Annotated in this window: 15 protein-coding genes; 14 read left to right on the top strand and 1 reads right to left on the bottom strand. The window is 36.1% G+C overall.

What is annotated here, in order from left to right:
- The first annotated feature begins 12 nt into the window (after positions 1–12).
- The 9 genes from def to spoVM all read left to right on the top strand — a co-directional run bounded on the left by def (position 13) and on the right by spoVM (position 8,005).
- On the top strand, positions 13–495 hold the full coding sequence (gene def, locus ACFPM4_RS03480) for a peptide deformylase (RefSeq protein WP_382347734.1): 483 nt from the start codon (positions 13–15) through the stop codon (positions 493–495).
- Positions 495–1,442, top strand: coding sequence for a methionyl-tRNA formyltransferase (fmt, locus tag ACFPM4_RS03475; protein ID WP_382347731.1), 948 nt, complete (start codon positions 495–497; stop codon positions 1,440–1,442). Before def ends, fmt begins: the two co-directional genes overlap by 1 nt.
- Complete coding sequence (gene rsmB / locus ACFPM4_RS03470; RefSeq protein WP_382347728.1) at positions 1,435–2,775, top strand: 16S rRNA (cytosine(967)-C(5))-methyltransferase RsmB; 1,341 nt, start codon at positions 1,435–1,437, stop codon at positions 2,773–2,775. Before fmt ends, rsmB begins: the two co-directional genes overlap by 8 nt.
- Positions 2,776–2,890: 115 nt before the next feature.
- Positions 2,891–3,643 carry a Stp1/IreP family PP2C-type Ser/Thr phosphatase gene (locus ACFPM4_RS03465; protein ID WP_382347725.1) on the top strand — a complete coding sequence of 251 codons (753 nt, stop codon included), beginning with the start codon at positions 2,891–2,893 and terminating at the stop codon, positions 3,641–3,643.
- Positions 3,640–5,601, top strand: coding sequence for a Stk1 family PASTA domain-containing Ser/Thr kinase (gene pknB, locus ACFPM4_RS03460; protein ID WP_144920207.1), 1,962 nt, complete (start codon positions 3,640–3,642; stop codon positions 5,599–5,601). The genes ACFPM4_RS03465 and pknB overlap by 4 nt, the downstream gene beginning before the upstream one ends.
- Positions 5,602–5,618: 17 nt before the next feature.
- The gene (rsgA, locus tag ACFPM4_RS03455; RefSeq protein ID WP_144920205.1) at positions 5,619–6,500 is read left to right on the top strand and encodes a ribosome small subunit-dependent GTPase A; all 882 of its coding nucleotides are present in this window, start codon (positions 5,619–5,621) and stop codon (positions 6,498–6,500) included.
- 1 nt (position 6,501) lies between these two features.
- Entirely contained in the window at positions 6,502–7,155 is a 654-nt protein-coding gene (gene rpe, locus ACFPM4_RS03450) for a ribulose-phosphate 3-epimerase (protein WP_144920203.1), read from the top strand.
- A complete protein-coding gene (locus ACFPM4_RS03445) occupies positions 7,155–7,820 on the top strand; it encodes a thiamine diphosphokinase (RefSeq protein ID WP_144920201.1) in 666 nt (221 codons plus the stop codon). The genes rpe and ACFPM4_RS03445 overlap by 1 nt, the downstream gene beginning before the upstream one ends.
- Before the next feature lie 104 nt (positions 7,821–7,924).
- Positions 7,925–8,005 carry a stage V sporulation protein SpoVM gene (gene spoVM, locus ACFPM4_RS03440; protein ID WP_144920313.1) on the top strand — a complete coding sequence of 27 codons (81 nt, stop codon included), beginning with the start codon at positions 7,925–7,927 and terminating at the stop codon, positions 8,003–8,005.
- Positions 8,006–8,094: 89 nt separating this feature from the next.
- Here the strand turns inward: spoVM and rpmB are convergent, their stop codons facing one another.
- A complete protein-coding gene (gene rpmB, locus ACFPM4_RS03435; protein ID WP_144920199.1) occupies positions 8,095–8,283 on the bottom strand; it encodes a 50S ribosomal protein L28 in 189 nt (62 codons plus the stop codon).
- Between the two features lie 285 nt (positions 8,284–8,568).
- On the opposite strand from rpmB, the gene ACFPM4_RS03430 reads away from it, so the two are divergent.
- From ACFPM4_RS03430 to plsX, 5 genes are all read left to right on the top strand, one after another.
- Positions 8,569–8,931 (top strand): Asp23/Gls24 family envelope stress response protein, encoded by a 363-nt coding sequence (locus ACFPM4_RS03430; RefSeq protein ID WP_144920197.1) that lies wholly within the window; start codon positions 8,569–8,571, stop codon positions 8,929–8,931.
- A gap of 16 nt (positions 8,932–8,947) precedes the next feature.
- Complete coding sequence (locus ACFPM4_RS03425; protein WP_144920195.1) at positions 8,948–10,606, top strand: DAK2 domain-containing protein; 1,659 nt, start codon at positions 8,948–8,950, stop codon at positions 10,604–10,606.
- A gap of 91 nt (positions 10,607–10,697) precedes the next feature.
- Positions 10,698–12,743, top strand: a complete 2,046-nt coding sequence (gene recG / locus ACFPM4_RS03420; RefSeq protein ID WP_382348167.1) for an ATP-dependent DNA helicase RecG — start codon at positions 10,698–10,700, stop codon at positions 12,741–12,743.
- A gap of 94 nt (positions 12,744–12,837) precedes the next feature.
- Positions 12,838–13,419, top strand: coding sequence for a transcription factor FapR (gene fapR, locus ACFPM4_RS03415; RefSeq protein ID WP_144920193.1), 582 nt, complete (start codon positions 12,838–12,840; stop codon positions 13,417–13,419).
- Positions 13,419–14,417, top strand: coding sequence for a phosphate acyltransferase PlsX (gene plsX / locus ACFPM4_RS03410; RefSeq protein WP_144920191.1), 999 nt, complete (start codon positions 13,419–13,421; stop codon positions 14,415–14,417). The genes fapR and plsX overlap by 1 nt, the downstream gene beginning before the upstream one ends.
- The last annotated feature ends 10 nt before the right edge of the window (positions 14,418–14,427 follow it).

Raw genomic sequence — 14,427 nt, 5'->3', positions numbered from 1 at the left:
GAGGGCGTAAGAATGGCTATTCTCTCCATCGTAACCCATCCGGCAGACATATTAGAAGTAGTTTGTGATCCTGTTACAGAGTTCAATCATGAATTACATATTTTATTAGACGATATGTATGAAACAATGGTTGCTGCGGATGGTGTTGGATTAGCTGCTCCACAAATTGGTATAAAAAAACGAATTGCTGTTATTGATGTTGGAGATAAAAATGGAATAATTGAACTAATCAACCCAACTATTATAAAGGCAAAAGGTGAAAATACTGATATAGAGGGTTGTTTAAGCTTCCCTAATTTATATGGAACAGTATCAAGAGCACAAATTGTAAAAATTAAAGCACAAGATCGAAATGGAAAAGAATTTAAATTAAAGGCAAATGATTATTTAGCACGTGCAATTCAGCATGAGTTGGATCATTTGGATGGAGTTCTATTTACGACGAAAGTCATTGAATATGTCGATGAAGAAGATTTAGAAAGTAGTGAAGTATAATGACAAAAATAGTGTTTATGGGGACACCAGATTTTTCAGTCCCTGTTCTACAAAAAATTCTTGCTGACGGATATGATGTTATTGCTGTGGTTACCCAACCAGATCGTCCTGTTGGCCGTAAAAAAATTCTAACACCCCCACCTGTAAAAGTGGAGGCTGAGCGTCATGGCATACCAGTTCTTCAACCAGAGAAGCTTCGAGAGAATGTTGATGAAATTATATCACTTCAACCAGATCTTATTATTACGGCTGCATATGGGCAAATTCTACCAAAGGTTTTATTGGATGCTCCGAAACAAGGGTGTATAAATGTACATGCTTCCTTATTACCTGAGTTAAGAGGTGGAGCTCCGATACATTATGCCATTTTAGAAGGAAAAGAAAAAACAGGGATAACCATCATGTACATGGCAGAAAAATTAGATGCGGGTGATATAATTAGTCAGGTAGAAGTGGCAATCGAAGAACAAGATGATGTTGGTAGTTTGCATGACAAGTTAAGTATAGCTGGAGCGGATTTATTAGCAAATACCTTGCCTAAGTTATTGAATAATGAAATTCAGGCAATTCCTCAAGATCACACGAAGGCAACATTCGCATCGAATATTACTCGAGAACAAGAAAAAATAGATTGGAATCTCCCGGGTGAAAAAATTTACAACAAAATTCGTGGACTTTCGCCTTGGCCTGTAGCATACACAACGTTTGCGAACAAAGTGATGAAAGTTTGGAAAGCCGAAAAGTATAAAATGTCAGGTGAATTCAACCCAGGTTCAATTATAAGAATTGAAAAAGATGGATTTGTGATAGCTACTGGGAATGATGTTGCAATAAAATTAATAGTGATTCAACCAGCTGGAAAAAAACAAATGTCTGCTGAACAATTTTTACAAGGAGCAGGCGCCAATATACAAATAGGTGATAGATTGGGTATCGAAAATGAGTAAAAAAAATAAAAATGTTCGGGAATCGGCATTAGAAATTTTGGAAGCTATTGATAAACAACAAGCGTATAGTAATCTACTGCTAAATCAAGTGATTAACAAAAATCAAATAAAAGGTCCCGATGTTGGTTTATTAACGGAAATTGTTTATGGGACATTGCAACGAAAGTTAACACTAGATTATTTTTTACAGCCATTTATTAAGAAAAAGCTAGAAGTATGGGTAATGAATCTATTAAGACTTTCCCTATATCAAATGCATTATCTTGATAAAATACCTGATCGAGCTGTTTTATTTGAAGCAGTAGAGATTGCAAAAAAGCGTGGACATAAAGGGATTGCTAGTCTAGTTAATGGTGTTTTACGTGCAATTCAAAGACAAGGAGTTCCTTCTTTAGAGGAAATAAAAGATCCTTTGAAGAGGTTATCTATCGAAATGAGCCATCCTTTATGGCTTGTACAAAGATGGGAGAAACAATATGGACTCGCCTTAACAAAGGAAATGTGTGCAGAAAATTTAATAGCACCTGTTCAAACTGCACGTGTCAATACAACAAAAATTACCCGTGACGAAGTATTGAGCATGCTCAGAAATGAAGGGTTTGAAGTGGAACCGAGCGTGATCTTACCTGTCTCTATTCGTATACTAAGAGGAAATGTCGCAAACTCGACTGCATTTGAGAAAGGGTATTTAAGTATTCAGGATGAAAGTTCGATGATCGTTGCCTATACCCTTGACCTAGAGGAAAATATGACGATACTTGATGCTTGTGCAGCACCAGGGGGGAAGACCGGACATATTGCCGAGTTACTAAATGGAACAGGAAAAGTACAAGCTATAGACATACATTCTCATAAGGTTAAATTAATACAAAGTAATGCAGCTCGACTTGGTTTATCGAATATTGAAGCTTCTGTATTAGATAGTAGAAAAGTAAGTGAAAAATTTTCACACGAGGTTTTTGATCGAATTCTTGTCGATGCACCTTGTTCAGGTCTTGGTGTATTAAGGAAAAAGCCGGACATTAAATATGTGAAAAAACCAGAAGACATTGATAATCTGAAAAATATTCAACAAAATATTTTGAATGAAGCAGCAAAGACATTAAAAAAGGGTGGAATTCTAGTGTACAGTACGTGTACAGTAGATAAGGAAGAGAATTATGGGACAATTAATGATTTTCTACAAAATCACCCAGAATTTAAGGAATACCCATTACAATTACCTGATTCATTAACATACCTCCTTGAAGAAGGTTCAAATGCTTTACAAATATTCCCCCAAGATTTTGGAGGAGATGGATTTTTCATAGCAAGTTTTAAAAAATCAATGTAATAGCTTAAAGTGTTGGTAATGCTCAATAAATAGAGTATTATCTATTCCCATAGTTAATTAGAGCAGATTTTTCTAGGGAAATGCTCTTAGAAAGGGACGTAAGGGGGAAAGAAAAATGAAGGCAACTTTTAAAACAGATACCGGAAAAGTTCGTCGACACAATGAAGATGATGGTGGCGTGTTTTTGCACCGATCTGGATATTATTTAGCTGTTGTTGCTGATGGTATGGGCGGACATAATGCGGGAGAGGTAGCTAGTCAAATGGCCGTAGCTAATCTTCAAAAACATTGGAATGAAATTGAAAATATCCAAACACCAGAGGAAGCAGAGAATTGGTTACGTAGTAAAGTAACGGATATTAATAAGGATATTTACAATCATTCAAAAAGTAATTCAGAATTAGACGGAATGGGTACTACCTTAGTTGCTGCTATATGTACTAACCTATTTGCAACGATCGTTAATATTGGCGATAGTAGATGTTATATTCTGAATGAAGATGGTTTTAAACAAATAACAGAGGATCATTCACTAGTAAATGAATTAATTAAAATTGGCCATATTTCACCAGAAGATGCCGAGATACATCCTCGTAAGAATATGCTATTAAAAGCAGTGGGGACAGAACCTGTTACTGAAATGGATATTATTACGATAACATTTGAAGAAGGAGACAAACTTCTTTTATGTTCAGATGGCCTATCTAATAAAGTAACTAATCAAGAGTTAGAATCCATTTTACAATCAGATGAAGATATAGATAAAAAAGCATTAACGATGATAAACCTTGCTAATCAAAACGGTGGAGAAGATAATATATCCGTTGCAATCATTGAAACCTGTAAAGAAAGCGGGTGTGAGCAATGATAATCGGTAGTAGAATAAGCGGTCGTTACAAGGTTCTCCGGATGATAGGCGGAGGTGGAATGGCGAATGTTTATTTAGCACGAGATGTAATTCTAGATCGCGATGTTGCTATCAAAATATTAAGAATGGATTTTGCGAATGAAGATGAGTTTATTCGCCGTTTTCAGCGAGAAGCACAAAATGCAACAAGTTTGGCACATGAAAACATTGTTAGTATATATGATATCGGGGAAGAAAAGGACATCTATTATATTGTAATGGAATATGTCGATGGGATGACATTAAAACAATACATACAGCAATTTCATCCAATCCCTCTTGAAAAAACAATCGATATAATGAAACAACTAACATCCGCCATTACTCATGCTCACCAAAATCAAATTGTTCATCGTGATATAAAACCGCAAAATATATTAATTGATCATAACGGTCACGTTATGATTACTGATTTTGGAATTGCCTTGGCACTTAGTGCAACATCGATTACACAAACAAATTCTGTATTAGGATCCGTACATTATTTGTCTCCAGAACAAGCACGTGGTGGGTTAGCTACGAAGAAATCAGATATTTATTCCTTAGGTATCGTCATGTTCGAGCTCTTAACTGGTAGGCTACCATTCTCTGGTGAATCAGCAGTTTCGATTGCCCTTAAGCATTTGCAATCGGAGACACCTTTTCCTAGCAGGTGGAATCCGGATATTCCACAAAGTGTAGAAAATATTGTATTAAAAGCTACTGCAAAAGATCCATTTATTCGCTATGAAAGTGCAGAGTTAATGGAAAGTGATTTAGAAACAGCGTTAGATGCTAATCGTTTACATGAGCCTAAGTTTGTAATTCCTGAAGATGATGATGCAACAAAGGCGATTCCTGTTATTAATGGGGAATACTTAAAAAATGAACAAGAACAAACAATTGCTCATAAAAGTGAGCCGAAAAATAATGTTGCTCAAGAACAACCTCAAAAACGCAAAAAGAAGATTTGGCCATGGATTGTCGGTGGTGTAACAGCATTATTAATATTAGCAGTAGTTTTCTTTACTAATATTCTTCCGGCGATTCAAAGTGCGAAAAATGTCGAAATACCAGACATTAGTGGTGAAGAGTATGATGAAGGTGTACTTCATCTTGTCGATCTTGGCTTAGAAGTAGGAAAAGTCGTGGAAGCAAATAGTGATGATGTTCCTGAAGGTGAAATCATTAGGACGAGCCCTAGGGCAGGTAAAGAAGTTAAAAAGGGAAGTAAAGTTGATATTTATTTAAGTATAGGTAAAGAAAAATTCACATTAGAAGATTATACAGGTCGTCAATTTGACGAAATTGCTCAGTTATTAGACGATAAAGGTTTTAAAAATATTCGAGAAAATGGAAAACATTCCGATGAAGTAGAAGGAACCATATTGGAGCAATCTCCTGGTCCAGATGAAGCAGTAGTACCGGAGGATACCGTTCTTACATTTACTGTAAGTCTAGGGAAAGAAAAAGTAATTTTAAGAGATTTAACAGGTTATAATGCGAAAGGACTTGAAAGTTATATAGAGTTATCTGGACTATCGATTGATATGTCACAGGAAGAGTACCATGAAACTGTTCCAGAAGGTGAAGTTATTTCGCAAAGTCCTGCTCCGAATACAGAATTATCAAAAGGAGATAAAGTTACGGTTGTCATTTCAAAAGGAAAAGATTTATCACCGAAAACAGTTACAAAAAATGTAACGATTGAATATGAACCACTGAATGAAGAGGGAGAAGAAGCACAACCACAAAAAGTAATTATTTTCATTCAGGATTTGAATAACGATATGAAAGTACCTGTAGAAGAATTTGAAATCACTAGCACGATTGAAAAAGAACTTGTTTTTACCGTTGAACATGGTAAAACAGCTACTTATAAAATCATGCGTGATGATGAAGAATATGAAACTGGCACAGTAGAATATCCAAATGAATAATTGAAAGGATCGGTGACATGGCAGAAGGGAAAATTATTAAGGCGCTTAGTGGATTTTATTATGTGTTATCGGACGGTAAAATCTTTCAATGTAGAGGGAGAGGAGTTTTTCGAAAAAACAACATTACTCCCTTAGTAGGTGATTATGTAATCTTCCAAGCGGAGAATGAAAAAGAAGGTTACATTATGGAAGTGAAGACGAGAAGAAATGAACTTGTTAGACCGCCAATTGTAAATATAGATCAAGCTATTTTAGTTTTCTCTGCTACTGAACCAGCTTTTAATCCTGCTTTATTAGATCGGTTTTTAGTTATTGTGGAATCAAGAATGGTTTCTCCAATAATATGTATTACGAAAGCGGACTTGCTTAATAGTCAAGAGCGAGAGGAAATCAATCGATATATTCATTTGTATCAGTCTATTGGCTATGAAGTACTTTTACTGTCAGCGAAGACGGAGGAAGGGATAGAGGATATTCGTCCTTTCCTCGCTGATAAGACGAGTGTATTTGCTGGCCAATCTGGTGTAGGTAAATCCACATTGCTTAATGTACTACAACCGGATTTACAAATGAAGACAAATGAGATTTCTACGCATCTTGGTCGTGGGAAACATACTACTCGTCATGTCGAATTAGTGAGAGTCGATTCGGGGTTAGTAGCAGATACCCCTGGGTTTAGTTCATTAGAATTTACGGATATCGAGGCGGAAGAATTATCTTCATATTTCCTTGAAATAGAGGAAAAAGGGCGAGATTGCAAATTTCGTGGCTGTCTACATCTAAATGAGCCTAAGTGTGCTGTGAAGGATGCTGTTGAGGCCGAAGTGATTGCTTCTTTCCGTTATGAAAACTATTTGCAATTTTTACAGGAGATTCGGGAGAGAAAGGTGAGATATTAACATGATGAAAATTGCTCCTTCTATATTAGCAGCAGATTTCTCGAAATTAGGGGATGAAGTAAGATCAGTAGAATCTGCAGGTGCGGATTATATTCACATTGATGTAATGGATGGTCATTTTGTTCCTAATATAACTATGGGACCACTTGTAGTAGAAGCAGTAAGGAAGGTAACTAATATACCTTTAGACGTACATTTAATGATTGAAAATCCTGATAAATATTTACAAGCATTTGCTGATGCAGGTGCAGATATAATTACTGTTCATGTAGAGGCATGCCCACACCTTCATCGAACAATTCAAGAAATAAGGAAGCTTGGTGTGAAGCCTGGAGTTGTTTTAAACCCAGCAACACCTGCATCAATACTTGAGAATATTATTGAAGATGTAGATATGGTATTGCTAATGACAGTGAACCCTGGATTTGGTGGTCAATCGTTTATTCCTGGAGTATTGTCAAAAATCAAAGAAGTAAGATCAATGATCGAACGTAAAGGTTTAAATGTTGATATCGAACTTGATGGTGGAATACATGCAGGCAATGCGAAAATTTGTATGGAGGCAGGAGCAAATGTTTTTGTTGCAGGATCGGCTATTTTTGGAAAGGAAGATCGTAAAGCAGCAATCGAAGAAATCCGCTCTGAGTTACAATAATGAGTCAAAATATAAAAGCTATATACATTGTAGCTGGTGGACCACAACAATACATTCCTGAATATGACTCATACAAAAACGTAAGTAATACTATTTGGATGGGTGTTGACCGTGGAGTGTATTATTTATTGGAGAAAGGGATAATACCTACATATGCTGTAGGTGATTTTGATTCAATAAATGAACGTGAATGGGAAGAGATTAAAGAAAAAGTTCCTAACATAAAACAGGCCAACCCGGAAAAGGATGAAACAGATTTAGAGTTGGCCCTCTTTTGTGCATTGGAACATGATCCGGAAAAAATAATTATTTGGGGTGCAACAGGTGGTAGACTCGATCATTTTATGGCAAATGCATTTATGTTATCGAAATTTCAAAAACAGCATCCCCATATACCAATAAATATAATGGATCAGCAAAATACATTATCGGTGTATTTCCCTGAAACGCATGAAATTTTTAAAGATGAGAAAAAGAAATATGTGTCTTTTATTCCGCTTAGTTCTGAAATAATTGGCTTAACATTAAAGGGTTTTAAATATCCACTCACAGATAAGACAGTTGAATTTGGTTCATCATTATGTATTAGTAATGAATTAATCCAACAATCTGGTACTTTTTCCTTTGAAAAAGGCATATTAATGATGGTAAGAAGTACAGATTAACATATAGGCCCATTTTTATCTAAGGGTGCGTACTTATCCGATTACTACGAATATATTATCAGTGGGTGTAAGCCGGTATTTTTTAGACTAGGAGGGAATTTTTAATGAGATTTTATACAATTAAACTTCCTCGATTTTTGGGAGGAATAGTTAGAGCGATGTTGGGGACATTTAAAAAAGGTTGAAAAATAAGAAGAAAGGCACCAAAAAGGTGCCTTTCTTCTGTTTTTGAAGATGGAAGTACTTCCGTAAGTGGAACGTACTTCTAGTTATTTTATACTCTTTCGACTTTACCTGATTTAAGGGCTCTTGCAGATACCCAAACACGTTTCGGTTTACCGTCAACAAGAATACGTACTTTTTGAAGATTCGCACCCCATGTACGTTTGTTCGCATTCATAGCATGTGATCTTCTATTTCCTGCTGAAGCCTTACGCCCAGTGATAACACATTGCTTTGGCATTAATAATCCCTCCCATAGATGAAGTTAGACCTAGATTATTGTTCATCACTTCAAAATCTGTCATTAAACATACTTTAATAATTTATCACACATATTATTAGAATGCAATATAATATCAATCGCAGTTTTAGGCTTGACAATCATCAGCAAACTAGAAATAATCATACAGGAGAAACTTTTAAAAACTGTTCCGTTATAGTAAAATAACTTTATCTATGTAGTGAGGCGATAATATATAATTCACACTTTTCATAGGATATTTCGACTAATAAGGAGGAATTATACATGTCCATTGAAATGAAAACGAAGTTCGGTCATATTGATATATCTAATGATGTTATAGCAACAATTGCTGGTGGAGCTGCAATCGATTGCTATGGTATTGTTGGCATGGCTTCTAAAAAGCAAATTAAAGACGGTTTAACAGAAATCTTACGTAAGGAAAATTTCACTCGTGGTATTATCATCCGTCAGGAAGAACAGGCGTTACACATAGACATGTATATTATTGTTAGCTATGGAACAAAGATTTCAGAGGTTGCTCATAATGTGCAATCAAAAGTAAAATATACACTTGAACAAACGATAGGTATTTCAGCTGATACTGTAAATATTTATGTTCAAGGGGTTCGGGTTACGAATCCGTAATGGAGGAGGAATTAACGTGTCTATAACATCATTAGATGGAAATAGGTTCGCCGAGATGATCGTGAAAGGTGCTAACAATTTGTCTGCTAATGCGCAAATGGTAGATGCCTTGAATGTATTCCCGGTGCCTGACGGAGATACAGGAACAAATATGAATTTATCGATGACTTCTGGTTCAAAAGAAGTGCAAGCAAATAAGCAACAACATATTGGAAAAGTGGCAGCAGCCTTATCTAAAGGTTTATTAATGGGGGCACGTGGTAATTCTGGTGTTATTTTATCACAATTATTTCGTGGCTTTGCAAAAGATATTGAGGCGAAACCATCACTTTCAGGAAGTGAATTTGCTCATGCATTAGAAGCAGGTGTATTAACTGCATATAAAGCAGTAATGAAACCTGTTGAAGGTACGATTTTAACAGTTGCGAAAGATGCAGCAAATAGGGCTGTAGAGATAGCAAAAACGGAATCTGATATCATTAAGATTATGTCAGAGACTCTAAAAGAAGCGAAAGCATCCTTAAAACGTACTCCTGATTTATTACCTGTTTTAAAAGAAGTTGGGGTAGTTGATAGTGGTGGACAAGGACTTGTATGTGTTTATGAAGGCTTTTTAGCTGAGTTAACTGGCGAAGAGTTACCAGATGTTACAGAGATAGCTCCTTCAATAGATGAGCTTGTCAATGCACAACATCATCAATCTGTACAAAGTTTTATGAACACAGAAGACATTGAATTTGGCTATTGTACTGAATTTATGGTGAAATTCGATAACGATAAAAAGTCATTTACGGAAGAAAACTTTAGAAATGACCTTAGTGAACATGGAGATTCTTTATTAGTAATTGCCGATGAAAGTGTTGTGAAAGTACACATTCATACGGAGCATCCTGGTGACGTTTTATCATATGGTCAACAATACGGTAGCTTAATTAATATGAAAATTGAAAATATGCGTGAACAACATAGCTCCATTATAGATGGAGATTCTCATAAACATTCTTCTCCACAGGAAAAGCAGGAATATGGAATTATTGCTGTTTCAATGGGTGAAGGGATTGCAGATTTATTTAAAAGTGTAGGTGCCACTAGCGTAATTGAAGGTGGCCAAACGATGAATCCTAGCACTGAAGATATCATGAAAGCAATCGAAAGTGCCAATGCAAGCAACATCATTTTGTTACCAAATAATAAGAATATTATTATGGCTGCAGAACAAGCTGCTGAAATTGCCACAGAGAATGTTGTAGTTGTACCTTCTACATCTGTTCCACAAGGTCTTTCTGCTATTTTAGCATTCAATCCATCTGCTTCTATTGAACAGAATGGGCAAGGGATGTCAGAAGCATTATCTCAAGTGAAAACAGGACAAGTAACTTATGCAGTAAGAGATACCAGTATCGATGGGATTGCCATTACAAAAGATGATTATATGGGAATACAAGACGGGAAAATCGTTGAAACAAATAAAGACTTATTCCAAGCAACATGTAATCTTCTAAATAAGATGATTGACAGTGATTCTGAAATCATAACGGTTATCCATGGCGAAGATACTGCTCCTGAAATAGTTGATAAAGTAGAACAGTATATAAGCGATAATTTTGAGGATGTTGAAGTGGAAATTCATAATGGAAAACAACCATTATACAACTTCATTATATCTGTAGAATAACCACACACAAATAGAAGGGTAACCCCCTTCTATTTCTGGTTATGAAAGGATAGAGGTGAATTTGGTGAGTGAAGAAGTTAGTGGAATTACTGTGAATCAATCACTTGATCACCCTACTTCTGTTATAAAAGGAATTGGTGAAGAGACTGCTGACCAATTAGCTGCAATGGGGATTCATACCGTGAATGACCTCCTGCACCATTTGCCTTTTCGGTACGAAGATGTTCGATTACGTGATATCACAGAGGTAGCACATAATGAAAAAATTACGGTTGAAGGAACAGTACATAGTGAACCAGCTGTTATGTATTATGGTAGAAAAAAGAATCGATTGACGATTCACATGTTTGTAGATAATCATTTAATAAAGGTTACTTTTTTTAACCGAGCTTATTTAAAAAATAAGCTTTCGCCACAAGATACGATAACTGTTACTGGTAAGTGGGATAAACATCGACAGACAATAACTGGGCAAGATATTAAAATTGGCTCTTCTGTAGGTTCAGATTTCGAACCTGTATACTCTGTAAAAGGATCGATAACTGTTAAAGCGTTAAGAAGATATATTACTTCTGCTTTTAACGAATATGGGAATTATATAACAGAATCGATACCAACAAAGATCCGTGAACAATATAAATTACTTAGTAAGAAAGATGCCCTTCGTATTATGCATTTCCCTCATTCAGCTGAAGAAGTGAAGCAAGCAAGAAGGACGATTATTTATGAAGAATTTCTATATTTTCAACTGAAAATGCAAGTATTACGAAAAGTACAACGTGAACAATCCATGGGAATAGGTCAACATTATGATTTACAAAAAGTTAAACAGTTTATTTCTATGTTACCTTTTCAATTAACAAATGCACAGAAGAAAGTAGTAAATGAAATTTGTGCGGATTTAAAATCACCTTACAAGATGAATAGATTGTTACAAGGTGATGTAGGATCGGGAAAAACCGCTGTTGCTACTATCGCTTTATATGCTAGTATAACGGCAGGATATCAAGGTGCGTTAATGGTCCCAACAGAGATACTTGCAGAACAGCATGCAGAATCCTTAAGTAAGCTCCTCGCTGGTACAGATGTAGAAATTGCATTACTAACAGGATCGGTCAAAGGAAAAAGACGAAAAGAAATCCTCGAGCGACTCGAGGCAGGTGATATAGATATCATTATTGGAACGCATGCTCTTATTCAAGACGATGTTAACTTTTTGAAATTAGGCTTAGTAATAACAGATGAACAACATAGATTTGGAGTTGAGCAACGAAGAATCTTGCGTGAAAAGGGCGAAGCTCCAGATGTCTTATTTATGACGGCTACACCAATTCCTAGGACTTTAGCGATAACTGTATTTGGTGAAATGGATGTATCCATCATTAATGAAATGCCTGCTGGAAGAAAAGCAATTGAGACACATTGGGTGAAACATGAAATGCTTGATCGTATTCTCGATTTCATAAATAAGGAACTTAAAAAAGGGCGACAAGCATATGTGATATGTCCGCTTATAGAGGAATCAGATAAATTAGATGTTCAGAATGCGATTGATGTACATGACCTTCTTTCAAATTATTATGCAGGAACGTATTCTGTTGGGCTTATGCATGGGAAATTACACGCAACAGAAAAAGATGAGGTTATGAGAGCGTTCAGTGAAAATAAGATACAAGTATTAGTATCGACTACGGTTGTTGAGGTTGGAGTAAATGTACCGAATGCAACAGTAATGGTAATTTATGATGCAGAACGCTTTGGTTTATCTCAATTGCACCAACTACGGGGTAGGGTTGGAAGAGGAAGTGAACAATCCTATTGTATTTTACTAGCCGATCCGAAGACAGAAGTAGGGAAAGAACGTATGCGGATCATGACGGAAACGAATGATGGTTTCGTATTAAGTGAACGTGACTTAGAACTTCGTGGCCCGGGTGATTTCTTTGGACGAAAACAAAGCGGTCTTCCAGAGTTTAAAGTAGCTGATATGGTACATGATTATCGAGCTTTAGAAACTGCTCGTAATGATGCAGCATCCTTAATTTCTAATGAAGAGTTTTGGGTAAGTGATGAGTTTACCTATATACGTCAGTATTTACAGCAATCTGGAGTTCTATCTGGGGAAAAATTAGATTAATAGAGGGAAATGCTTTTGGTTGCGCATCCCTCTATTTTTTTATATACTACTGTTAATACCTAGTCATAATATCTTGAAATGGTGTTGATAATAAATGAGACCTTCGAAAAAGGAGCGGCAAAAACTGCTCCGACAGACAATTGATGATAACCCTTTTATTACCGATGAAGAATTATCTGAGAAGTTTTCAGTAAGTGTACAAACAATCAGATTGGATAGAATGGAGCTTTCCATTCCAGAATTGAGAGAAAGAATAAAATCGGTTGCAGAGAAGCATGTAGTTAATGAAGTAAAAGCTCTTCCAATTGATGAAGTTATTGGAGAAATTATTGATATTGAATTAGATGAGTCTGCTATCTCGATATTTGATGTTCAAAAAGAGCATGTATTCAAACGGAATTTAATAGCACGGGGGCATCATTTATTTGCACAGGCTAACTCTTTAGCTGTAGCTGTTATTAATGATGATCTCGCACTAACTGTAAAGGTGAATATTCACTATACTCGACCAGTAAAATTGGGAGAAAGAGTAGTCGCAAAAGCAAAAGTACGGAAACGAACACCTAATTCTGATCGCACTGTAGTAGAAGTGCTTAGCTATGTTGGAAAAGAACTAGTATTTAAAGGTGAGTTCGAGATGTACCGTTCTAGTCAAATGAATGAAGGTGAAGAGTAATGAAAATAGCGATAGACGCTATGGGTGGAGATAATGCGCCTAAGGAGATAGTTCTTGGGATTAACCGAGCAGCACAGGACTTTCCGGATACGGAATTCATATTATACGGTGATGAATCACAAATAAAAGAATTTGTAATAGATAATAAAAATATTTCCATCGTACATACAACTGAAAAAATTGAAGGTACGGATGAGCCGGTCCGTGCAGTTAGAAAGAAAAAGAATGCTTCTATGGTACTCATGGCACAAGCTGTCAAAGATGGAGAGGCGGATGCTTGTATTTCAGCAGGGAATACTGGGGCTCTAATGGCAGCAGGTCTTTTCGTAGTTGGTAGAATTAAAGGAATCGATCGTCCAGCTTTAGCACCTACCCTTCCTACATTAGATGGGAAAGGCTTTGTCATGCTTGACTTAGGTGCAAATGCTGATGCGAAACCTGAGCATCTACTTCAATACGCAATCATGGGAAGTATTTATGCGGAAAATGTAAGAAAAGTAAACAAACCAAGAATTGCTCTTTTAAATATTGGTTCCGAAGAGAATAAAGGTAATGAACTTACCAAAAAAACATTTGAACTATTAAGTTCACTAGATAAAGATACGTTTCATTTTGTAGGCAATATAGAAGCAAGGGAATTATTAGAAGGTCATGCGGACGTTGTAGTGACGGATGGTTTCACTGGTAATGTCGTATTGAAATCGATAGAAGGAACTGCTTCCGCAGTATTTACCATGCTTAAGGATGTACTAACAAAAAATTTAAAAAATAAACTAGCGGCAGGAGTTATCTTGCCAGATCTCCGTAAATTAAAAGATATGCTCGATTATTCGGAGTACGGTGGAGCTTGTTTATTTGGGTTAGAAGCTCCAGTGATTAAAGCGCATGGTTCTTCTAATGCTAATGCAATTTATCATGCTGTTCGTCAAACTCGAGATATGGTGAAAAGTGATATATCCGGTACAATAAGCAATGCTGTAAATGTTGAAGAGGCTTAAAGAAAAGAGG

It is taken from the genome of Lederbergia graminis (genome assembly GCF_042655485.1).
Classification (GTDB): Bacteria; Bacillota; Bacilli; order Bacillales; family Bacillaceae_C; genus Lederbergia; species Lederbergia graminis.
This window is presented reverse-complemented; position numbering and strand designations above follow the sequence as displayed.